We start from the raw sequence: 21,164 nt of genomic DNA, 5'->3' as shown, positions 1-21,164 counted from the left end.
CTCACCGGTAGTCGCGCGATTTGAGCGCGATCTCCTCGCCGCTGGGCAGCTCCAGCCGATCGAGCTCGCGCGCGAGCACGTGGACGACCTCGCCCTGCCGCTCGATCCGCCCGGCGACGAGCAAGAGCGCCGCGTTCCTCGCCACGTGCTCGTACTCCGCGAAGACCTGCCGCTGGACGATGACGTTGACCACGCCGGTCTCGTCCTCGAGCGTCATGAACGTCACGCCGCTCGCGGTCGCCGGCCGCTGGCGTCCGACCACCATCCCGGCGACCCGCACGCTCTCCCCGTCGCGCGCGGCCTTGATCTCCTCGGCGGTCCGCACGCGCCCGGCCCCGCGCCGCCGCTTGAGCGCCCGCCGCACGTGCCGCATCGGGTGGTCGTGCAGCGACAGACCCACGCGCCCGTAGTCCAGCGCGAGCTGCTCCAGCGGCCTGAGCGGAGGCAGCCCGACGTCCCGGTCCTGCTCGATCGGGACGCCCTCGAACAACCCCTCCACGCGGGGGGCGCGCGCGCGCCAGAGCGCCTCTCTCCGGGCAGGCACCAGCGCGGCGAGCGCGCCCGCTTCTGCGAGCGCCTCCACCTCGTTCTTCTTCAGCTCCGTGCGCCTCACGAGATCCGGGAGGCTCGTGAACGGCGCCTCCTCGCGCGCCGCGACGATCGCCGCCGCGGCCGCCTCGCCGAGCCCCTTCACGAGCCGCATGCCGAGCCGCAGCGCCGGGCCCGCCGAGGGCTCGGCGGAAGGCTCCAGGGTCGCGTCCCACGCGCTCTGCACCACGCACACCGGCCGCACCTCCACGCCGTGCCGCTGCGCGTCCTGCACCAGCGCCGATGGGCTGTAGAACCCCATCGGCTGCGCGTTGAGCAGCGCGCAGGTGAACGCCGCCTGGTGGTGGACCTTGAGCCAGGCCGACGCGTACACGAGGAGCGCGAAGCTCGCCGCGTGCGACTCCGGGAAGCCGTACTCCCCGAAGCCCTGGATCTGCTGGTAGAGCATCTCCCCGAACCTCGCCGAGATCCCCTGCTCGGCGAAGCCCTGGATGAGCCGCCCGCGGTGCCGCTCCAGGCGCCCGTGCTTCTTCCACGCCGCCATGTCGCGGCGCAGCTGGTCGGCCTCGCCCGGCGTGTAACCCGCGCCGACCATCGCGATCTGCATCACCTGCTCCTGGAAGAGCGGAACGCCGAGCGTGCGCTCCAGGATGGGATCCAGGCACGGGTGCGGGGACACCGGCGGCTCTTGCCCCGTCCGCCGGCGCAGGTAGGGGTGCACCATCCCGCCCTGGATGGGCCCGGGGCGCACGATCGCCACCTCGATCACCAGGTCGTAGAACTTGTTCGGCTTCAGCCGCGGGAGCATCGCCATCTGCGCGCGGCTCTCGATCTGGAACACCCCCACCGTGTCGGCCCGGCCGATCGCCTCGTAGACAGCCGGGTCCTCCGGCGGGATCTGCGCGAGTTCCGCGATCGGATCGAACGCGGCGCCTCGGCCCGCGTGGAGCAAGACCCCTGCGGGCGCAGGGTCCCCTGCCGCGTCGACCAAGGGACCCGCGGACGCGGGGTCCCGTGCCGTGTGGACCAAGGGACCCGCAGACGCGGGGCCCCGTGCCGTGCGACCCGCGAGCTCGGCGTACCGGTCCGAGTGGATCAAACCGAGCGCCTTGCGGATCGCCGTCAGCATGCCGAGCGCCAGGACGTCGATCTTGAAGAAGCCGAGATCGTCGAGATCGTCCTTGTCCCACGGGATCACCGTGCGGCCCTCCATCCGCGCAGGCTCGACCGGGGCGACCTTGTGCAGCGGCTCCGACGACAGCACGAAGCCGCCCACGTGGATCGAGAGGTGGCGCGGGAAGCCCTCGAGCGCGCTCGCCATCATGACGGCCTGCCGGACGCGCACGTCATCCGGATCGAGGCCCGCCTCGCTGACCCGCTGCTCGGTGATGTCCGCCTCGTGGTGGAGCACGAGGCCGCTCAGCCGATCGACCTGATCCGTTGAGAAGCCGAACGCCTTGCCCACCTCGCGGAGCGCGCTCTTGCCGCGGTAGGCGATCACCTCCGAGACCATCGCCGCCCGGTCGCGCCCGTACATCTCGTAGATCGCCTGGATCACCTCCTCCCGGCGCTCGTGCTCGAAATCGACGTCGATGTCCGGGGGCTCGTGGCGCTCCTCCGACAGGAAGCGCTCGAAGAGCAGGCTCGACCGGGCCGGGTCCACCGCCGTCACGCCGAGCACGAAGCACACCGCGCTGTTGGCCGCGCTCCCGCGGCCCTGGCAGAGGATCTGCCGCGCGCGCGCGATCTTCACGACCTGCTGCACGCTGAGGAAATAAGGCGCCACGCCGAGCTTCGCGATCAAGGCGAGCTCCTTCTCGATCTGCGCGCGCACGGGAGACGGCGTCCCCTCCGGGTAACGGTCGCGGCAGCCCTCCTCGGTGAGGCGGCGCAGCGCCTGATCCGACGTCTCCCCCGGCATGCAGAGGGCGTCGCTCGGGAAGCTGTAGCGGAGCTCGGACAGCGAGAAGCGGCAGCGGGACGCGACCTCCACCGTGCGCGCGACCCAGGCCGGATGATCGCGGAACAGCGCCGCCATCTGCGCGCCGGACCGCACGTACGCCTCCGCGTTCGGCGCGATCCGCGTCCCCGCTTGATCGAGCGTGGTCTTGGTCCGGATGCACGCGAGCACGTCCGCGAGCGGCTTGCGCGACGGGTGATGATAGAGCGGGCGCGCCGTCGCCACCACGCAGGGGCCGTAGCGGCGCTCCGCCGCGAGGGCCGCCGCGACGCGCTCGCCGTCGCGGCGGTCGAGGTGCTTCCAGGTCGCGACGAGCGCGCGCTCGCCGAACGCGTCGCGCAGCGTGCCGAGGAGCGCGCCGGAGACGCCCGCGGGCACGAGAGGATCGAGCGGCACGATCGCGGAGAGGCCCCGCTGCGCCGCCGCGATCGCCTCCGCCGAGATGCTCGCCATCCCCTTCTCGCACTCGGCGTGCGCGATCGTGAGCAGGCGGCAGAGGTTCGCGTAACCCTCGCTGTCCTGGACCAGGAGGACCACCGACGGCCGGACCTCCGGCGCGCGCTCGGCGCCCCCGCGCGGCGCGCCCAGCGTCAGCTCGGCCCCGACGATCACCCGCTGCTCGACCTTCTTCGCCGCCGTGTGCGCGCGCACGCTGCCGTAGATCCCGTCGCGATCGCAGAGCGCGAGCCCCTCGAGGCCGAGCTCCTTGGCGCGGTGCACGAGCTCCTCGGGGTGCGAGGCGCCCTCCAGGAAAGAGAAGCAGGAGCGGCCGCAGAGCTCCACGAACGAGACCGACGCGCCGGCGCTCACTCGCACCACCCCTGCAGGAAGGCCTCGCCCGTCGCGCGGTCGACGTAGATCCACGCTTCGCCGCAGGAGCTCGCGCTCGCGCCGTCTCGAGGAGGGCGCAGCTCGCCGAGGCGCGCCGGGGCGGCCTTGCCGGACGGAGAGCCCGAGACGAGCCAGGCGCGCGCGTAGTCGCGCGACGCCGGCGTGGGCGTCCACCACTCCACCGCGTCGATCCGCATCACGAAGGAGAGCCGCTCGATCGCGTAAAGATGCCGATCGACGGCCACGATCGCCCCGCGCCCCACCCGGCCCAGCGGGATCGGCTGCGCGAGGAGCCGCGCGGGCTCCAGCGCCGGCGCGTCCGCGCCCCCCGCCTGCTCCGCCGCGCCCCGATCCGCCGCGGCGCGCGCGCGGGCCGCGGCGGACGCGCGCGTCATGGCCGCCTCGCCAGAGGCCGGCACGAGCCGCGAGCGCGCCTCGGGGCGGTGCGCGTCGGCGATCTCCAGGATGCCCACCCGCTCCTGGCCGATCTCCGCCGAGAGCTCGGCCAGGAGCGCCGGCAGGCTGTCGGGATCGGCCGACCGGTCGCGCGACAGATCGAGCTGCACCCGACGGGCCCGCGCGATGCGCGAGGCGATGACGTGGACCCCCACCGCGGGCGCCGCGAGCTCGATCCGCTCGAGCCTCGCCTTCAGCGGGCGGAGCAGATCGCCGGCGTCCGAGAGGGGCACCGGCATGTCGACGTGGAAGCGCAGCGAAGGGCCGCGCCCGTCGTCTTCCAGGAGCGCGGCGGCGCCGTCGTCCTCGCGCTCGCCGAGGCGGAGCCGCGCGATCGAGCGATCGTAGGCGATCGCCACGTTGAGCCGCCCGCACGCCTCCCCGCGCGCGGCGAGCCGCGACGCGATCCGCGACGTCATGCCGCGCAGCACGAACAGGAGCGACTCGGCGCTCTCGATCGGCTCGTCGAAGAGCACCTCCTCCTCGAGCAGCCGGGGCACCTCGAACGGGAGGAGCGGCACAGGATCGCGGCCGGCGAGGAGCTCCATCACGTCGGCCGTCCGCGGCCCCAGCCGCGCCGCCACCTGCGCCCGCGGAAGGCGCGCGAGATCCTCGACGCGGAGCACGCCGAGCCGGACGAGGAAGCTCGCCACCTCGCGCTCGACCGGGAGCGCCTGCACCGGCAAGGGCCCGATCGCCTGCGCCCCCTTGCCCGGCGGCGCGATCGGGGCCTCCGCCCCTCCCCCGCCGTCCGCGTGCGCGCCGAAGCGCGCGAGCGCCTGCGCGAGCCGCGGCCCGTCGGCGATCGCGAGCCGCGCCCGGTGGCCGAGCGCCGCCACGCGCTCGCCGAGCTCGCCGAGCAGCGCCTCCTCGCCGCCGACGAGGTGCGACGCCCCGGTGATGTCGAGCCACACCGTGTCGTACGGGCCGTCGCCCCAGGGGCTCCGCGCCTCGCTCGCGGCGCGCTCGGGAGCGCGGCTCGCCCGCGCCGCGCCGGCGCGCGGGGCCCCCTGCTCGCCGAGCTGGATCGACGCCGTCGCCCCGAGCCCGAGCGCCACCTCGGCGACCCGGCCGAGCGCCGCGTCGATCTCGGCGAACGTCACCCGGTGGATCGCGAGGTGGGCGACCAGCGCCGCCGCCTCGACGACCTTCTGCCCCGGCCTCACCCCGTACCGCCTCGCCTCGTCGTCGACCACGTCGATCACCGCCGCCGGCGCCTGCGCCTCGCGCTCGGGCTGCGGGGCGAGCGCCGCGCGGCGGTCCTCCTCGCCCCCGAGGATCACCGCGAGCGGCGCCTTCCCGCTCGGCGAGACCGGCCCGCGCTGCTTCACCAGCTCGCACGCGAGCTGCGGGAGCACGATCGCCACAATGCGCCTGACCGCCATCACCTCTCCTCCCTCACGCCCGCGACAGCGCGGGCCGCGGCTCGCCGCCCGCCGTCCGCTCTGCCCTGTCCCCGGGCCGCTCCCCGAGCACCACCGGGGTCGGCGAGGTCACGCGCCCTCGGCGGTCCTTGGCGACGCGGACCATCAACCGGTTCTCGGCGACCTGCTCTAGCTCCAGCCGCATCGCGACCGGCAAGGGCATCGGCCGCGCCGCCTGGCGATCGGTGAGGAGCAGGATCGTCCCGTCGCTCCCCTCGATCGCCAGGGCGAGCTTGCGCACCACGTTGACCCAGCGCGCGAGGTCCTCCTCGCGACGCCCCGCCCCGGGCGCGCTCCGCTCCCCCTTCCCCGCGCCCTGGCCGAAGGCCCCCGGGACCCCGGCCACGTCGATCACGAGCACCGCGAACGCCCGGCTCATCGCCATCCGGACCGCGACCTTCGCGAGCACCTCCGGCGGGGGCCGCACCACGAGCAGCCGGCTCAGATCGACCTGCGCGCGCGCGACCGCCGGCGCGTAGAGCGAGCCGCTCGGATCGATCCACGCGCACCACGCCCCCGCCGTCGCGCTCGTCCCGCGCAGCCGCGCCTCCGCTTGCGCCGACGCGCACGCGGAGAGGGCGAGCGAGGTGGAGCGCCCCAGCCCCCGCGGCGCGGCGAGCTCCACCACCCCCCCGCGCGGCAGCCCCCCTTCCGGGAGCGCGTCGTTGATTTCCCGCAGGCCGAGCGGGAGCGTCTTGGCGCGCGCTTCGAACTCGGGGAGGGTATGGCGCAGGAGGTCCCGGGCAAGCGGAGCGGCAAGAGCGGCGGACGACATACTGAACACGATAACAGTGCCCCGCGAGGCTGCCAACTTTGCAGGACGAACAACGTCCTACCCGCGCCCGGCGCGTTCTCCTTTTGTCCTTCCAGGGCTGTGGAACGGCCTCTCCGGCAATTTCTATGCGGATCGGATGGCAGGACGAGGGGGAGGAAGCGAATGCCGTCACGGACTCTTCAATAAGTCCGACCTGGGCAGGTCGACCTCATGGCCGGCCACGACGAGCGCTCCTGCCAGCAGGCTCGCCGCGCGCGGCGGGCCCGACGCCTCAATGCGGCGGAGCTGCCGCTCCGGGGACGCCCCCGATGTAGCGTGAGCTCGGGCGAATGAGCCGCCCCGCGCGCCGTTGCTCGTCGATGTGCGCGCACCAGCCCGCGACCCTGCCCACCGCGAAGGTCGGCGCGAAGAGCGCGCGCGGCAGCCCGAGCGCGTCGAGCAGCACCGCCGTGTAGAACTCGACGTTCGCGCGCAGCGGGCGCTCCGGGTGCCGCGCGCGGAGCGCGGCCTCGGCCGCCCGCTCGACCTCACGCGCCAGCGCGAGCCGTGCGCTCCGCGCGCCGCCTGCCGTCCGCTCGAGCCGCTCGATCGCCCGCTCCAGCACCGCCGCCCGCGGATCCCTCACCCGGTAGATCCGGTGGCCCATGCCCATGATCCGCCGGCCCGCCGCGAGCTCGGCCTGGATCCAGCGCTCGGCGCAGCCCGGGGGCGGCGCGCCGCCCTCGCCCACCTTCGCCGCGACCGCGTCCAGCATGTCGAGGACCGGCCCGGGCGCGCCGCCGTGGAGCGGCCCCTTCAGCGCGCCGATCGCCGCGACCACCGCCGAGATCGCGTCCGACCCCGTCGAGGTGACCACGCGCGCGGTGAAGGTGGACGCGTTCATGCCGTGATCCGAGACCGTCACGAGGTACGTGTCGAGCTCGCGCGCCTCGGCCTCGCTCGCCGCAGCCCCCCGCGCCATGCGCAGGTAGTCGGCCGAGAGCCGGAGCGCCGGATCGGGCGCGACCGGCGCCTCCCCCGCGCAGCGCCGCGCCCACGCCGCCGCGAACGTCGCGACCGCCCCGGCGATCGCCGCGGGCGGGACGTCGCCCGAGAGGTGCGCGACCGCCGCGCGGATCGCATCCATCCCGTCGCCCGCCTGGAGCGCGTCCCCGAGCCGCCCGAGCAGCGCGAAGGCCCTCGTCCGCCCCTCGGCGATCGCTCGCCGGAGCGACTCCCGCTCCGCCGCCCCGGGCAGCGCGCCGCCCCAGAGCAGCCCGCACGCGTCCTCGAAGGTCACCCCGCCGCCGCCGGCGAGCTCCTCGACGTCGTGGCCCGCGAGGGTGAGCCTCCCCCGCTCTCCGTCCACCTCCGAGAGCCGCGTCTCCGCCACCACCACGCCCTCCAGGCCGCTCGCGAGCGGCGCCGCCACATCCCTCATTCCGATCACCTCCGCTGACGACATCTTGGGCACCGCACGAGGTTGATCAACCTTGATTGTACAATCAACCATGCACGGCCTCGAAGCGCGTCGAGGAAGAATCCCGGAGGAAGCCGAGGAGGGCGGTGCTAGGAGGGACGGGTGTCGTCGGCGCGCGCGACGCTGGCGCCTCGTGCATCGGAAGACAGCATGGATGCAACGTGGATGGGCGCTCATGGTGGATCTACCTGACTCGGGTCAGCGGCCCTCGGCGTACGTGACCGGCGCCGAGGCGGCGGAGCTCCTCGGCGTGAAGCGGGAGACGCTCTACGCGTACGCGAGCCGGGGCGTGCTCCGGGGGGTGCCCGGCGGGCGAGGGCGCGCGCGGCTCTACCTCCGGGCGGACATCGAGCGGCTCAAGGCGCGGCACGACGCGCGCGCCGGCCACGGCCCGGTCGCCGCCGAGGCGCTCCGGTGGGGCGAGCCGGTGCTCGAGTCGGCGCTCACGGCGATCGGCCCGCGCGGGCCCGTCTACCGGGGCAAGGAGGCGGTCGCGCTGGCGCTCGACGACGTGCCCTTCGAGGCGGTCGCCGAGCTGCTCTGGACCGGCGAGCTGCCGGCGGAGGGCGCGCCGACGGCGCGGCCAGGCCGGCTGAGCGTCCGCCCGGCCAAGCTCGCGGCGCTCCTGCCGGAGGGCGCGCCGCCGTTCGTCGCGCTCGCGCTCGTGGTGCCCGCGCTCGGCGCGCACGACGCGACCCGCCACGTGGGCGCGCCCTCGGGCGACGGGCGCATCCCCACGGGCGACGCGGAGCGCGCGCGGGCGCGGGCCCTCGTGCGATCGCTCGCGGCGCTCGTGGGCCTCGGGCGGGACGCGCGCAGGGCGACCGACGCCCTCGAGGCCGACGGGGCGGCGCGGCGGCTGCTCCTCGCCCTCGGCGCGAACCCCTCGAAGAAGGCCGAGCGCGCCGTGAACCGCGCGCTCCTGGTCTCGGCCGATCACGAGCTGAACGCCTCGACGTTCGCGGTCCGGGTGGCCGCCTCCACCGGCGCCGACCTCTACGCCTGCGTCAGCGCGGGGCTCGCCGCGCTCTCCGGCCCGAGGCACGGCGGCATGACCGACCGGGTGGAGGCCCTGGTCGCCGAGGCAGGCCGGCCCGAGCGCGCCGCCGCCGCGGTCCACGAGCGGCTGCGCCGCGGCGAGCCCATCGCCGGCGTCGGCCACAGGCTCTACCCCGAGGGCGACCCCCGCGCCCAGCTGCTGCTCGACACGGCCCGCGCGCTCGCCCCGCAGAGCGCGGCCTTGCGCACGGTGCTCGCGCTCGTCGACGCGCTGCGCGACGCCGGCCTCGATCCGCCGTCGCTCGACCTGGGCCTCGTCGCGATCGCGGCCGCGCTCGGCCTGCCGGCCGGCACGGCGGCGGCGCTCTTCGCGGTGGGGCGCGCCGCCGGGTGGATCGCCCACGCGTTCGAGCAGCGGGAGGCGGGGTACATGCTCCGGCCCCGCGCCCGGTACACGGGGCCCTGAGCCCCGCGCCCGCCCCTAAAAATCGACCTGCATTCCGAGCTCGACCACCCGGTTCGGCGGCAGACCGAAGTACGCCGTCGCCGGCCGCGCGTTCCGCGAGATGAAGGCGAACAGCCCCTTGCGCCACCTGGACATCTTCGAGCGCCCGGTCGTCAGCAGCGTCTCCCTGCCGAGGTAGTAGCTCGTCCTCCCGAGATCGATGTCGAGCCCGTGCCGCTTGCACCCCTCGAGCACCGACGGCGCGTTCGGCGTCTGCATGAAGCCGTAACACGCGGTGACCTGGTAGATCCCCTCCCCCCGCGGGATCACCGTCGTGCGCCGCTCCGCCGGCACCTCCGGCACGTTCGTCACCTGGATCGAGAGGAGCACCACCTGCTCGTGCAGCACCTGGTTGTGCTTCACGTGGTGCAGCAGGATCGGCGGCGTGCCCTCCGGGCTCGACGCCATGAAGACCGCCGTCCCGCGCACCCGGTGCGGCTTCACGCGCTTCACGTCCTCGAGGAACATGTCGAGCGGCAAGATCGCCGACTTGATCGCCTCGGCGAGGTGCTTGCGCCCCGTCTTCCAGGTCGTCATCACCGTGAAGATCGCCGCGCCCATCACGATGGGCACCCAGCCCCCGTGGAAGAACTTGGCGCTGTTCGCCGCGAAGAACGCGAGATCGATCACCAGGAAGAGCCCGGCCAGCGGGAGCGATTTCCAGACCGGCCAACCCCACGTCTTCCGGGTGACCACGTAATAGACCACCGTGGTGATCCCCATCGTCCCCGTGACGGCGATGCCGTAGGCAGCCGCGAGCGCGCTCGAGTTCTTGAAGGTGAGGACCAGCACGATGCACGAGATCAGGAGCCCGCTGTTCACCTCGGGGATGTAGATCTGCCCCGCCTCGTCCTTCGACGTGTGGACCACCGTGACACGCGGGAAATACCCGAGCTGCACCGCCTGCTGGGTCAGCGAGAAGGCCCCGGAGATGAGCGCCTGGGACGCGACGACCGTCGCCGCGGTGGCGATCGCCACCGTGGGGTAGAGCGCCCACGACGGGACGAGCGCATAGAACGGGTTCGCCGCCGCGGTGGGGTCCGCGAGGAGCTTGGCGCCCTGGCCGAAATAATTGATGAGCAGCCCGGGCCAGACGATCGTGTACCAGGTGTACTTGATCGGCACGCGGCCGAAATGACCCATGTCGGCGTACAGCGCCTCGCCGCCCGTGATGCAGAGGACGACCGCGCCGAGGATCAGGAAGCCATGCAGTTGGTTCTCGACAAAGAAGCTCACCGCGTAGGTCGGTGAGACGGCCCGGAGCACTCCGGGGCTGCTGATGAGCTCCTTGGCCCCGAGCAGCACGAGCGTGACAAACCACACGAGCGTCACCGGCCCGAAGATCGACCCGACCCCGGCCGTGCCGCGCTTCTGCACGAGGAACACGGCGAGCAGCACGCCGCAGGTGATGATCGGCACGACGGCAGGGTCCAGCTTCGGGATCGCGACCTCGAGGCCCTCCACGGCCGAGAGCACCGAGATCGCAGGCGTGATCACGCCGTCGCCATAAAGGAGCGCCGCGCCGACGAGGACGAGGAGCACGAGGAGGCCGCGGCCCTCGCCCTTGCGATCGCCGCTCGGGACGAGCGCGAGCAGCGCGAGGATGCCGCCCGCGCCCTCGTTGTCGGCCCGCGTGATGAACGTCACGTACTTGACGGTCACCACCATCATCAACGACCAGAACATCAGCGAGAGCACCCCGAGCACGTTCGCGGGCGTCGGAGCGACGTGGTGCGGGCTGCTGGGGCTGAAGCACTCCTTCATCGCGTAGAGCGGGCTCGTCCCGATGTCGCCGTAGACGACCCCGAGCGCCGCCAGCATCAGCGGCCACATCTTCTTCGAGCTCCCCAGGTGGGCGCGCTCGGCCATCGGAGAGGACGCGGGGCGCTCTGCGGCAGGGACCGGTCGTGGGCTCATCGTCATCGCGGGCGAATCCTACTCCATCGAGAGCGCGCCTCGCGAGGAGGCGGCGCGCGCCGGCTCAGGCGAGCGCGCGCGCCGCCACGGTGAGATCCTCGATGAAGCGGGAGAGCTCGGCTCGCCTCGTCGCTTCGTCCGGCATGCGAAGGATCGACGCGGGGTGCACGGTCGCCAGCACGCGTGGCGCGAGCGGCGAGGCGACGATCCTGCCGCGCTCGCGCGTGACCCGGAACGAGCCGCCGAGCAGCGCCTGCGCCGCCGTCGCGCCGAGGCATACCACGATCGCCGGCTGCACCACCGCGATCTCCGCGGCGAGCCACGGCAGGCACGCGCGGATCTCGCGCGCGTCCGGCTTCATGTGGATGCGGCGCTTGCCGCGCGGCTCCCATTTGAAGTGCTTCACCACGTTGGTCACGTACGCCCGGCGCCGCTCGATCCCCGCCGCCTCGAGCGCGCGATCGAGCAGCTGCCCCGCCGGGCCCACGAACGGCTTGCCGGCCAGATCCTCCTTGTCGCCCGGCTGTTCGCCGACGAGGAGCACGTCCGATCGCGCCGCGCCCTCGCCGAACACCGTCTGCGTCCCACGCTCCCAGAGTGGACACGCCCGGCACCGCGCGGCGGCCTCGCGCAGGCTCGGCAACGAAGGAGGGCTGGGCACGAGAGCCGCCGCCGTCGCCTCGCCGACGCCGCGCCCTGCTGCATTTCGTCTCGCCACGGTCGCCATGACCGCCTCCGCGGCATCGCTCGTGCCACGGGCGACGCGGCGCGGTCGAACGCGACGCGTCGCGAGGAGCGCGGCCGACGAGCGTCTTGACGGCTTCCGGCAGCCTTCCCATAGTGCCACGGTCCTCCGACGTTGACCGACCAGTCAGAATGCCCCGCCTTGCCGATCGCCGCGCCAGGATCGAGCTGCTCCGCGCCGCCGAGGCTGCCTTCACCGAGCGCGGCCTGGCCGCGGCGAGGGTCGAGGACATCACCGAGCGCGCGGGCGTCTCGAAGGGCGCGTTCTACCTGCACTTCCAGAGCAAGGACGACTGCTTCAAGCAGATCGTCGAGACCTTCATCGCGCGCCTCGCCGACTGCGTGGAGCCGCCGCCCATCGTCTTCGAGGCCGAGCGAGCGTCGGTGAACGAGTACTTCAAGCGGGTCCTCGCCCACGACCTCGAGGTGCTCGAGTTCTGCTGGCAGAACCGGGCGCTCCTCAGGATGATGCTGGCGGGAGGCGGTGGGACCCCGTACGCCTACCTGATCGACGAGTTCGCCCAGCGCGTCGCGCGGCAGGTGGAGGGCCGCGTCCGGTACGCGATCGACATCGGCCTCTACCGGCGCGATCTGGAGCCCAGCGTCATCGCCGCGCTCATCTCCGGCGCCTTCGATCGCCTGGTGCGCAAGCTCATCGACGCGCCGTCCAGGCCAGACATCGCCGCCTGGGCCGCGCAGGTGCTCCAGCTCTTCACGCACGGCCTGCTCGCCTCGGAGGTGCGCGCCGTCGCTGACCTGTCGGTCATGGAAGCCCCCCCGCGCAGCGCGCGGCAGACCGCCGCCCCGCCGCCTGCCTCAGCGTCGAGCGGCGAGCGCCGGCGCTCCAAGGCCAAGACGACCTAGGTGACCCTAGGTGTAGGGCTTTGCCCGAATAAACCGGCCGGAGGCTCAGCGGTACCAGGACGACTTACAGGGAATCCCTGACGAGCGATTCCATATCGCCCTAGCGGTCGGTCGGGCAGCAGCTGAGCTAGAGCTAGCAGTCAACGGGATTTTCGGCGGGACAGTGAGGGGGTGGAGCGGGGAGCCGGAGGGGGAACCGCTCGGGCAACTCGGGAGGAGCGCAGCCTTGGGGAGCGGTCCTGCTCGTTCAAACGCGCCAGGCTGGCCGTCGCGCGCTCTGGCCGGTCGCAGGCACTCTCTGGACGGCTCTCCGCAGAAGAACGGAACTGTCGAGGGGGCGGAATGGGCATACAGACGGGTCGTGATGGACGGTTAATCCAGGAGCTGCTCCGGCAGACCTGCCGCTCGATCCAGTGGCGTGCGGACACCGCAAGGTCGATTGCGGACAGGATCGAGGTCGCCCTCGCCGAGCACGCGCTCCACGTCTCCACGCCGGACGTCGACCTGCGCGTCCGGCTGACCAAGGACTTTGCGCTCGCTATCGCGATACGCGTGCTGTCCTTCGGCGAAGACGCCGAGGAGTCGCTGAGCAAAGCCCTGTGTCAGGACAGGTCGCTCATGGCGGAGCTCGTGAAGGCAGAGTGGCAGCTCGTGCGCACCGCCTGCAGAACAGCCGAGCAGACCGCCGGGAGGCTGGTGCTGCTGACGGCGGTACCGGTGGCGTGAGACCGCAAGCAGGACGAGCGCCGAGGACTCGCGCCCTGGGCTCACGGCGAGAGATCCGTGAGAATCTCATGGAGCGGGGGGCTCGCCCGCTCGGTCCGGCGCCATGGCGAGCTGCACCCCGGAAGCTGCTGTCGAGAAGAGCGCAGACACCGCATGACGCGACCGGGCCCGCGAGGCGATAGAGATGGCGCCCCAGACCAGCTACAGCATTTACGTTCGCTTCCGGGGCAGGCGGCTCGCGCTCACGAAGCACATCCGCTCGCTCGAGACGGCCCGGTCTGCGCTGCAGGCCTTGCGGGCAGAGCGGTTCCACGACGCCGATCAGGTCTTCCTCGTCAACGACGCGACGAAGCAGATCGTCGACGAACGGGGGTGGGAGGACGCCGGGGGGCACGCTGAGGATCAGCAGATCAGCGTCAATCTCCGCCTTCCGACCGATGGCAAGCGCACGGAGCGCACGCAGGACGCGGGGAACGACGAGGCGGATCGATCGCTGCAAGGGGCGCAGGCTCCCGCGCTGCTCGCGGCGCCCGAGGCGCTCGCGGCGCCCGCCGAGCCCATGGCGCGAGCCGAGGGCGAGGCGCGGCACGTCTCACCGGAGAGGAGGTGGTCCGGGGTCGAGAACCTGGAGCCGCCGCGCGTACGCCTGCGCCGCGCGATGGCGGCAGCCCAGGTCGCCCGAGCGCGCCACGACGCGGCGCTGGAGGCCATGACAAGGCTCCAGCCCGGCGGGAGGATGGATGAAATGACACGGATGAGGCTCAACGATTCTGCCCGAATGGTATCCGACCGATCCGCACACATCATCGAGCGGCTCGAGCAACTCCTGAAGCGCCTGGAAGGCGCGCGCTGATAGGGTGAGATGACCGTGAGGCGCCGTGTCCCATGCGCGACATGGACGACGACAGCCATCGTTGGCCGACCGCCCACCGGAACCCTGGCTTAGTCCCTGTCAGGCTCTCGCCGTCGCAAGACGCGTGAGAGCGCGCCCAACCGTTCAAGCCAACAATGCCCGAACAGAAGAAGTCACGCCGGACGCAACTCGGGGCACCGGGCCCGAGCGACGCCGCGCCCCAGGCCGGCAGGGGATCCGCGCCGGGGCGCGCGCCGGTCCCGCCCGAGGACGCCGGCGAGAGCGCCGCGGCGGGCGAGCCGCGCCCCGAGGGTGAGCTGCGCTTTCCCGTCGTCTGTGTCGTCGCTTCGGCCGGCGGGCGCGGCGCGATCGCGGAGCTCCTCCGGCGGTTGCCCAGCAGAGATACCAGCCTCTCTCTCGTCCTGATCTACAGCGCAGATCCAGGGGAGCTCCCCCTCCTCGAGCTCGTGGCGCAGAGCAGCTCTCTCCCTGTGGCCGAGCTCCGATCGGGGATGAAGCTCGCGCCGGGTCGCGTCCAGGTCCTGCCCCCGGAGGCGCAGGCGACGCTGGCGGGGCTCCGCGTCGAGCTCGCGCCGCGGGGCGAGGGCGGCCCGGGCCCTGGCGATCTCTTCCTGCGCTCGCTCGCGGGCGAGCTGGGGTCGGGCGCGGTGGCCGTCGTGCTGTCCGGCGCCGGGAGCGACGGCGCGCTGGGGCTGAAGGACGTGAAGGCCGAGGGCGGGGTCACCTTCGCGGAGAACCCGCGCGGCGCGGAGCGGCCGGCGCTCCCGCGGAGCGCCATCGCGGCGGGAGGCGTCGACTTCGTCCTCAGCGTCGAGGAGATCGCGGCGGAGCTCGTGCGGATGGGTCGCCCCGGGCACGTGCTCGCTCCATGGCTCAGGCAGGGTGCGCCCCTCGGCATGGACGCCGAGCTCAGCAAGCTCCTCAGGCTGCTTCACGCCGCGGTGGGCGTCGACTTCAGCCAGTACAAGAAGAGCACCCTGAGGCGGCGCATCCAGCGGCGAATGACGCTCCATCGGCTCGCCACCCTCCAGGATTACCTGGATCATTTGAGAGCGCACCCCGGCGAGATCGAGGATCTCTACCAGGACCTCCTCATCAAGGTCACCACGTTCTTCCGCGATCCGGGCGCCTTCGCCGCGCTGAAGACCCACGTGTTCCCGGTGCTCATGCACAGCAGGCCGCAGGACTCCCCTGTTCGCATCTGGGTGCCGGGCTGCTCGACGGGCGAGGAGGTCTACTCTCTCGCGATCTCGTTGCTCGAGTTCCTCGAAGCCGACGCGACCGATCATGCCATCCAGATCTTCGGCACCGACCTGAGCGAGGCCGCCATCCAGCAGGCGCGGTCCGGGATCTACATCGAGAGCATCTCGATGGACGTCTCTCCCAGCCGGCTGCGCCGCTTCTTCGTCAGGGTACAAGGCGGCTTTCAGGTCAACAAATCGGTCCGCGATCTGTGCATCTTCTCGCGCCACAACGCCGCGGCCGACCCGCCCCTGTTGAAGCTCGATCTCACCAGCTGCCGCAACCTGATGATCTACCTGGAGCCGAGCCTGCAGCGCCGGCTGCTGCAGACGTTTCACCAGGCCCTCAAGCCCACGGGTTTCCTGCTCCTCGGCTCGTCCGAGAGCCTCACCACGGCGCCCGATCTGTTCGGGGTCGTGGACAGGACCCACAGGATCTTCTGCAAGCGCGCCGCGTCGGAGGCGGCCCACTCGCTCGCCCTCACCGCGCCCGCTCTGCCCGGCGCGCCGGTGGTCGCGCTGGCGTCGGAGAGGCCGCGGGAGCCCGAGGGGCTCGGCATGGATGCGGTGCGCAAGGAGGCCGACGCCATCGTCATGGCGCGCTATGCCCCCGCCGGCGTGGTCGTGGACGAGGAGATGCAGATCGTCCAGTTCCGGGGCAAGACGGGGCCCTACCTCGAGCCGTCACCGGGCGACGCGAGCCTCCACCTCTTCAAGATGGCCCGGGAGGGGCTCGTCCTCGGCATCCGGGCCGCCATCGACGCGTCGATGACCTCGGGGGTCATGGCCCGCAAGGAGCAGCTCAAGGTCAGGCAGGACGAGAAGATCCGGTACGTCGACGTCGAGGTCTGGCCGCTCAAGGTGCGGCTCCCGCAAGGGCGCTGCTTCCTCGTCACCTTCTCCGAGTCGGGCGCCGCGCGGCTGGACCGGCCGGGCAGCGACCCGGCCCCGAGCGACGCCCAGAAGGATCTGGAGATCGTCCAGCTCCGCAGGGAGCTCGTGACCACGAGGGAGTACCTCCAGTCGCTCATCGATGAGCTCGAGGCGACGAACGAAGAGCTCCTGTGCACAAACGACGAGATCCTCGCGAGCAACGACGAGCTGCACAGGGTGAACGACGCGCTCGAGGGCGCCCACGACGAGCTCGAGTCGGCGAACCAGGAGCTGACGACCATCAACGAGGAGCTCCGCAGCAGCAACGTCGCGCTCGGCCTCGCCAACGACGAGCTGCGCAAGCTCCTCGGCGGCATGAACATCCCGATGCTGATGGTCGACGCGGACCTGCGGATCCGCCGGATCGCCGGCGCCGCCGACAAGCTGCTCGGCCTCGCCGCGAGCGACGTGGGCAGGTCCATCCTCGAGGTGAAGTCGAGGAGCGTGGCCGACATCGCGCCGGTCGTCGCCGAGGTGCTCGGCAAGATGAGCACCGTCGAACGGCACGTCGAGGACCGCGACGGGCGCTGCTATCTCATGCGGGCACGCCCTTCCCGGACCACCGACGACGAGGTCGACGGCGCGGTGATCTGCTGGCTGGAGAGCGAAGCGCCGAGGCGCGCGGGGCGCGAGCTCGCGGGCGCGCGCGACAGCCTCTCCGCCGTCTTCGAGGTGCTGCGCCATCCGTTCCTCCTGCTCGACGGGGAGCTCCGGATCCGGGCGGTCACCCGGCGCTACTGCGAGCAGTTCATGGTCCCGCTCGGGGACATCGAGGGACGATCGCTCTCGGCCATCGATGCCGGATGGAACACCCCGCAGCTGGAGCAGCAGCTCCGGGACGTGCTCCACCGCCGCGCCGCGCTCGTCGACTTCCGCCTCGAGGCCGTGCTCGCGCACGCCGGCCGCAGGACGCTCTCGTTCTCAGCCTTCCGGCTCCAGGCCGACGAGGGCGAGCTCCCGGCCCTGCTGCTCGTCGTCGAGGACAGGACGGCGCCCGAGATCGACCCGGCCGCTCCACCCGGGCTGCGGCCAGCGCGCCGCGCCGGCCCCGGCTGACGCGCTCATCGCCGCCGTGTCCGCCAGTCCCCGGAGGCGATCCGAGGCCACCCCAGCGCCTGCGCTGCGGGCATCAGGTAGGCCTCGCAGAGCGCGCCCCCAGGGAGCTCGATCGGCTCACGCCTGAAGAGGTCGGGGCAGTCCTCGTAGAGGTCGAGCGAGGGCAGCGCCTCCGGGTCCGGCTCGTACAGCTCGCCGAGGACCGCGACCGAGCCCCCGCGCACGAGCGCCGGGTAGGCGCCGAGATCGGCGAGCTCGAACGACGGGGCCGTGCGGGCGGGCCCGAGGCACCGCGCGCGCCCGAGCAGCGCGTGCGCGCGCTCGCCGCGCATCAGCGTGCCGTAGACGAACAGGCGCGCCGTCACCGGCAGTGCTGTTCGACCGCGGCGAGCAGCTGCTCGAGGTTGATCGGCTTCTTGAGGAACTGCGCCGCGCCGAGCGAGGACACGAACTCGTCGCGGCCCGTCGCCGAGATGATCACCACCGGGATCGCGGCGAGCTCCGGATCCTTCTTCTGCTCCGCCCTGAACTGCCAGCCATCCATGATCGGCATCATGAGATCGAGCAGGATGAGCCCGGGTCTCGGATCCGTTCTCAGCGCGCTGAGCGCCTCGCCGCCGTGCGCCGCCGACGCGACGGCGTACCCCTCCTCCTGCAGGAGCTCGGCGAGGGTCTCTCGAATATCCGGATCGTCATCGACAACGAGGATCCTCTTCAAGGGAGTGGCAGGCACGGTGCATCAACCACTATGCGAAAGCCTGACGTCACGGCGAAACAGGGAAAGCCCTGAATCCCTGCTCGGGTTCTGCTTGATGAGGCTCTTTCTGCGAGGAAGGGGGCTCATGAAGGTCTCTCTACGTCTCTCTACGTCTCTCTCCGGCAATCAGCGCCGCAAAGGCGCCTCGGAGCGGAGCCCGCTCCCGCGTCGCCCGTGCGGCCACGCAGCCGCGCGGGGTCGACGTTGGGTGAGCCGGCAGCTCTGGCAGGCGGGGTCGGGCGTACGCATTACGGCGATCGATCGTCGGCGGTCGAGCCCGATGTTACAGCACGGTGGCGCTCCGGCGAAGCCGCTCTGTGCCCGATCTGCGGCCAGCCAGGGCGAGCGCAGCGCGGCTTGGTCGCCATCCACAACGTCATGAGCGGCGATCCTACCACCGGCGCCGGGGGGCGCAGCAGCCCGGCGTCCGCCGGAACGACGGCCCGAGGCGCTCGCGACGTGGTCCGAACGGGCAGCGTCAACGGTCTATATCTGTGGAGCCGAGCACCACCTTCGAAAGGGTGCCCAGCAGGACGTCGATGTCCACCGGCTTCGGGATGAGCGCGGCCGCATGCAGCCGCTCGGCGATCGCCTGCATCTCGTGGGGGAGGCGGGCGGAGAAGATCATGAGGGGCGAGGGCGTGCCGAGCCCCTCGATCTCGGAGACAAACCGGTCCGTCGTCATGCCTGGCATCGTCAGATCAAGGAGGACCGCGTGGAAGCGCCGCTCCGCGAGCGCATCGAGCACCGCGCGCGCGGTGGCGGTCAGCTCGACCTCGTACCCTTCCAGGGTCAGGAGCTCTTCCAGCATCGTCGCGGTGTCAACGTCGTCCTCCGCAACCAGGATCACGTGCTTGCCACACATGGCTCCCCTCGGCTTTCTTCAGTAGCGGGGGTCGCTCGCCAGGGCAGCGCGCCCTCTCTTCCCCATGCTGGGGGAGGACGGGATGGGCGCTCGACGCTGCCCGAGCCTCCGCTGGCCAGCAGCCGGCGCAGCGCGAGCAACCTCGGTGATGCCCCGGCGTGACGAATCGCCCAAACACACCGGGGCGCTCGCCGCGGTGCGCCACACGTGCGAGCACGCCACGAAGTGCGCAGCCCGACAGTCCGCCGCTGTCTGCCGATCCGGTACGTTCCGTTCCCCCTCTCCCGCCCAGGGCAATATGAAAGCCCGACTGCGCGCCGGATGCAACTCCGGGCAGAAGGAGCAACTCCGGGCGCAAGGAACCGACCGGGGGGCGGGGAGCGAGAGCAGACAGGGAGCGCGAACGGACTCCCCGACAGGGGAGACACCCTGGTAGACTCTCATGGATGCCTGGCGAACGCCGCGTCGCGCTGCTCGCGATGGAGCCAACCATGCCGGACGGTGGGGGAGCGCCGTCCAGCCATGGAGTCCGTCGTGTCGAGGCCTCCTTGCTCGCCGATCCGGACCTCGCCGGCGTGCCGATCCACGTGATCGACGCGCAGACGAGGGATCTCGACGCGTGGGTCGCGGAGGTCGAGACCGTGGACGCGGACGTGGTCGGCCTCGCCGCGCACGTCTGGTCGTTCCCCACGTTCATCGAGGTCGCGCGCCACCTGCAGCGCAACCGGCCGGGGCGCACGATCGCCCTCTGGGGGCCCCTCGCGCGCCCCGCGATGTTCGCGCTCGCGCCCTGGCGCGACGCCACCGCTTGCATCGACGCGCTCGTGCACGGCAACGAGCTCACGTTCCGGGACATCGTCCGGCTGAGCGAGCGCTCTCCCGATGCGCTGCGCGCCGTGCCGGGGCTGCACGTGTCCACCGCCGGCGGCTGGGTCTCGACGGGCGACCCCCTCTACGTGGCGCCCGACGCGCTCCCCTCGCCGATCCGGATGAAGCTGCTCCCGACCGATCGCGTCGTCCCGCTCGAGATCTGCCGCGGGGGCGGCATGAGCTGCGCGACGTGCGGCGTCTCCGCGGGCGACGCTGGCAGCGTCTTCTCCGAGGCCTACCTCGTCGAAGAGCTGAGCGCGCTCCGCGCCGCCGGCGCGCCGGGCGCGCAGATCGTCGACGCCCCGCTCAACCTGAGCGCGGAGGCGTTCCGGAACCTGGTGGCCGCGGAGAAGCAGGTCGGCTTCTTCAAGCAGGCGACGCTGACGGCATCGATCGATCCCGAGCACGTGCACGACGAGCACCTCGAGTTCCTCCGCGGCGTCGCGCGCGTGTCGCTCGACGCGCGGCTGCCTCCGCTCAACAAGGAGACGGGCGACGGCACGCAGCGCCCCTTCAGGGAGTCGAAGTTCGCGAAGGTGATCGAGGAGCTCTCGACGTTCACGGACATCGAGGTGGACATCCTCCTCGGCCTCCCGGGAGACGGTCCGATCACGTTCCGGCGCACGCTCGAGCGCGCGCGCGAGCTCCCGTGCAAGGTCCGCATCTTCCACAGCCTCGTCCTTCCGGACGACCTCATGGTCCGCGCGCCCGCCTCGTTCGAGCTCCGCTTCGACCCCTTCACGCTGATGATGCGCTCCTGCCTCGGCTGGTCCGAGGACGCGCTCTCTCGCGAGCGCAGCCGCCTCATCGAGATGGCCTACCGCGAAGGCGGCGAGATCACGCCGGACATGTGGTCGTTCCCCGGGCCTCGGGAGATGCGGCGGCCCGCGATGCCGCTCGGCAGCGGCGTGGTCCCGCCGGGCGCCGAGATCCGGGTCGAAGGCGCGACGACGCTCGCGCCGGCGGGCCAGGACTTGCAGCGCGTGCTCGAGCTCGGGATCAAGGAGGCGACCTCCGGCGGGTGGACGTTCGTGGAGGCCTCGGCGCGCCCGGGCGAGATCGTCGTCATCATGAAGACGCGCGACGGCGCGCTGGTCGTCGAGATGCGCCCCGCCTCGCCCACGGAGAACGCCTACAAGGTCGTGGACGGCGTCGCGTTCGGCTACCGCTCGCCGCGCGGCGTGAAGATGAGCGACGGCGCGCTCCGCCTGCTCGATCGCGTCCTCCAGCGCCTCCACGCGCCGGCGCGCACGGCGCTCGGCCTGTCGACGCAGGACGGCGGCCCCGGCTCGGCGCGCGTCCGGCGCTTCCGCGCCACGCCCTCGTGACCCCCTCGCCCTGATCGCGCAGCGCGCCGCG

General features: G+C 72.4%; 15 protein-coding genes. 6 read left to right on the top strand and 9 right to left on the bottom strand.

The features are described 5' to 3' along the window. Position 1 precedes the first annotated feature (1 nt). The 4 genes from dnaE to WMF46_RS09530 all read right to left on the bottom strand — a co-directional run bounded on the left by dnaE (position 2) and on the right by WMF46_RS09530 (position 7,415). Positions 2 to 3,319: a DNA polymerase III subunit alpha gene (dnaE, locus tag WMF46_RS09545; RefSeq protein ID WP_437985328.1), complete on the bottom strand. Its 3,318-nt coding sequence runs from the start codon at positions 3,317 to 3,319 to the stop codon at positions 2 to 4. After that, entirely contained in the window at positions 3,316 to 5,181 is a 1,866-nt protein-coding gene (locus WMF46_RS09540; protein WP_437985327.1) for a DinB/UmuC family translesion DNA polymerase, read from the bottom strand. Before WMF46_RS09540 ends, dnaE begins: the two co-directional genes overlap by 4 nt. A gap of 13 nt (positions 5,182 to 5,194) precedes the next feature. Then, positions 5,195 to 5,995, bottom strand: coding sequence for a recombinase A (locus tag WMF46_RS09535; protein WP_231864756.1), 801 nt, complete (start codon positions 5,993 to 5,995; stop codon positions 5,195 to 5,197). A 271-nt stretch (positions 5,996 to 6,266) separates the two neighbouring features. Continuing rightward, a complete protein-coding gene (locus tag WMF46_RS09530; protein ID WP_437985326.1) occupies positions 6,267 to 7,415 on the bottom strand; it encodes a citrate synthase in 1,149 nt (382 codons plus the stop codon). A 214-nt stretch (positions 7,416 to 7,629) separates the two neighbouring features. On the opposite strand from WMF46_RS09530, the gene WMF46_RS09525 reads away from it, so the two are divergent. Next, positions 7,630 to 8,919 carry a citrate synthase family protein gene (locus WMF46_RS09525; RefSeq protein WP_437551244.1) on the top strand — a complete coding sequence of 430 codons (1,290 nt, stop codon included), beginning with the start codon at positions 7,630 to 7,632 and terminating at the stop codon, positions 8,917 to 8,919. A gap of 15 nt (positions 8,920 to 8,934) precedes the next feature. Here WMF46_RS09525 and WMF46_RS09520 read toward each other — a convergent pair whose 3' ends face one another. Both WMF46_RS09520 and WMF46_RS09515 read right to left on the bottom strand, forming a co-directional pair. Beyond that, positions 8,935 to 10,881, bottom strand: a complete 1,947-nt coding sequence (locus WMF46_RS09520; protein WP_437985325.1) for a potassium transporter Kup — start codon at positions 10,879 to 10,881, stop codon at positions 8,935 to 8,937. A 58-nt stretch (positions 10,882 to 10,939) separates the two neighbouring features. Continuing rightward, positions 10,940 to 11,602 carry a UdgX family uracil-DNA binding protein gene (locus tag WMF46_RS09515; protein ID WP_437985324.1) on the bottom strand — a complete coding sequence of 221 codons (663 nt, stop codon included), beginning with the start codon at positions 11,600 to 11,602 and terminating at the stop codon, positions 10,940 to 10,942. A 149-nt stretch (positions 11,603 to 11,751) separates the two neighbouring features. On the opposite strand from WMF46_RS09515, the gene WMF46_RS09510 reads away from it, so the two are divergent. The 4 genes from WMF46_RS09510 (at position 11,752) to WMF46_RS09495 (ending at position 17,313) form a co-directional block, all read left to right on the top strand. After that, positions 11,752 to 12,483, top strand: a complete 732-nt coding sequence (locus tag WMF46_RS09510) for a TetR/AcrR family transcriptional regulator (protein ID WP_437985323.1) — start codon at positions 11,752 to 11,754, stop codon at positions 12,481 to 12,483. 342 nt (positions 12,484 to 12,825) lie between these two features. Further along, the gene (locus WMF46_RS09505; protein WP_437985322.1) at positions 12,826 to 13,209 is read left to right on the top strand and encodes a hypothetical protein; all 384 of its coding nucleotides are present in this window, start codon (positions 12,826 to 12,828) and stop codon (positions 13,207 to 13,209) included. A 184-nt stretch (positions 13,210 to 13,393) separates the two neighbouring features. Beyond that, positions 13,394 to 14,062: a hypothetical protein gene (locus tag WMF46_RS09500; RefSeq protein WP_437985321.1), complete on the top strand. Its 669-nt coding sequence runs from the start codon at positions 13,394 to 13,396 to the stop codon at positions 14,060 to 14,062. A gap of 155 nt (positions 14,063 to 14,217) precedes the next feature. After that, entirely contained in the window at positions 14,218 to 17,313 is a 3,096-nt protein-coding gene (locus tag WMF46_RS09495; RefSeq protein ID WP_437985320.1) for a CheR family methyltransferase, read from the top strand. 5 nt (positions 17,314 to 17,318) lie between these two features. Here the strand turns inward: WMF46_RS09495 and WMF46_RS09490 are convergent, their stop codons facing one another. From WMF46_RS09490 to WMF46_RS09480, 3 genes are all read right to left on the bottom strand, one after another. Then, positions 17,319 to 17,678: a gamma-glutamylcyclotransferase family protein gene (locus WMF46_RS09490; protein ID WP_437985319.1), complete on the bottom strand. Its 360-nt coding sequence runs from the start codon at positions 17,676 to 17,678 to the stop codon at positions 17,319 to 17,321. Next, entirely contained in the window at positions 17,675 to 18,046 is a 372-nt protein-coding gene (locus WMF46_RS09485) for a response regulator (protein WP_012234363.1), read from the bottom strand. The genes WMF46_RS09490 and WMF46_RS09485 overlap by 4 nt, the downstream gene beginning before the upstream one ends. A 502-nt stretch (positions 18,047 to 18,548) precedes the next feature. After that, complete coding sequence (locus WMF46_RS09480; protein WP_437985318.1) at positions 18,549 to 18,935, bottom strand: response regulator; 387 nt, start codon at positions 18,933 to 18,935, stop codon at positions 18,549 to 18,551. Positions 18,936 to 19,381: 446 nt separating this feature from the next. Here WMF46_RS09480 and WMF46_RS09475 point away from each other — a divergent pair, with 446 nt between their 5' ends. After that, the gene (locus tag WMF46_RS09475; protein ID WP_437985317.1) at positions 19,382 to 21,133 is read left to right on the top strand and encodes an oxidoreductase; all 1,752 of its coding nucleotides are present in this window, start codon (positions 19,382 to 19,384) and stop codon (positions 21,131 to 21,133) included. Positions 21,134 to 21,164 lie beyond the last annotated feature (31 nt).

Origin of the sequence: Sorangium sp. So ce117, from assembly GCF_051524395.1 — a bacterium.
In the GTDB taxonomy this organism is placed as follows: Bacteria; Myxococcota_A; Polyangia; order Polyangiales; family Polyangiaceae; genus Sorangium; species Sorangium cellulosum_B.
Note: the sequence above shows the minus strand (reverse complement) of the source record. Positions and strands in the feature narration are given on the sequence as shown.

Excerpts from the sequence above, each read along its gene's own strand:
- WMF46_RS09540 (WP_437985327.1), bottom strand. The coding sequence starts at position 5,181 with ATGGCGGTCAGGCGCATTGTGGCGATCGTGCTCCCGCAGCTCGCGTGC.
- WMF46_RS09535 (WP_231864756.1), bottom strand. The coding sequence starts at position 5,995 with ATGTCGTCCGCCGCTCTTGCCGCTCCGCTTGCCCGGGACCTCCTGCGC.
- WMF46_RS09530 (WP_437985326.1), bottom strand. The coding sequence starts at position 7,415 with ATGAGGGATGTGGCGGCGCCGCTCGCGAGCGGCCTGGAGGGCGTGGTG.
- WMF46_RS09525 (WP_437551244.1), top strand. The coding sequence starts at position 7,630 with ATGGTGGATCTACCTGACTCGGGTCAGCGGCCCTCGGCGTACGTGACC.
- WMF46_RS09520 (WP_437985325.1), bottom strand. The coding sequence starts at position 10,881 with ATGACGATGAGCCCACGACCGGTCCCTGCCGCAGAGCGCCCCGCGTCC.
- WMF46_RS09515 (WP_437985324.1), bottom strand. The coding sequence starts at position 11,602 with ATGGCGACCGTGGCGAGACGAAATGCAGCAGGGCGCGGCGTCGGCGAG.
- WMF46_RS09510 (WP_437985323.1), top strand. The coding sequence starts at position 11,752 with ATGCCCCGCCTTGCCGATCGCCGCGCCAGGATCGAGCTGCTCCGCGCC.
- WMF46_RS09505 (WP_437985322.1), top strand. The coding sequence starts at position 12,826 with ATGGGCATACAGACGGGTCGTGATGGACGGTTAATCCAGGAGCTGCTC.
- WMF46_RS09500 (WP_437985321.1), top strand. The coding sequence starts at position 13,394 with ATGGCGCCCCAGACCAGCTACAGCATTTACGTTCGCTTCCGGGGCAGG.
- WMF46_RS09495 (WP_437985320.1), top strand. The coding sequence starts at position 14,218 with ATGCCCGAACAGAAGAAGTCACGCCGGACGCAACTCGGGGCACCGGGC.
- WMF46_RS09480 (WP_437985318.1), bottom strand. The coding sequence starts at position 18,935 with ATGTGTGGCAAGCACGTGATCCTGGTTGCGGAGGACGACGTTGACACC.
- WMF46_RS09475 (WP_437985317.1), top strand. The coding sequence starts at position 19,382 with ATGCCTGGCGAACGCCGCGTCGCGCTGCTCGCGATGGAGCCAACCATG.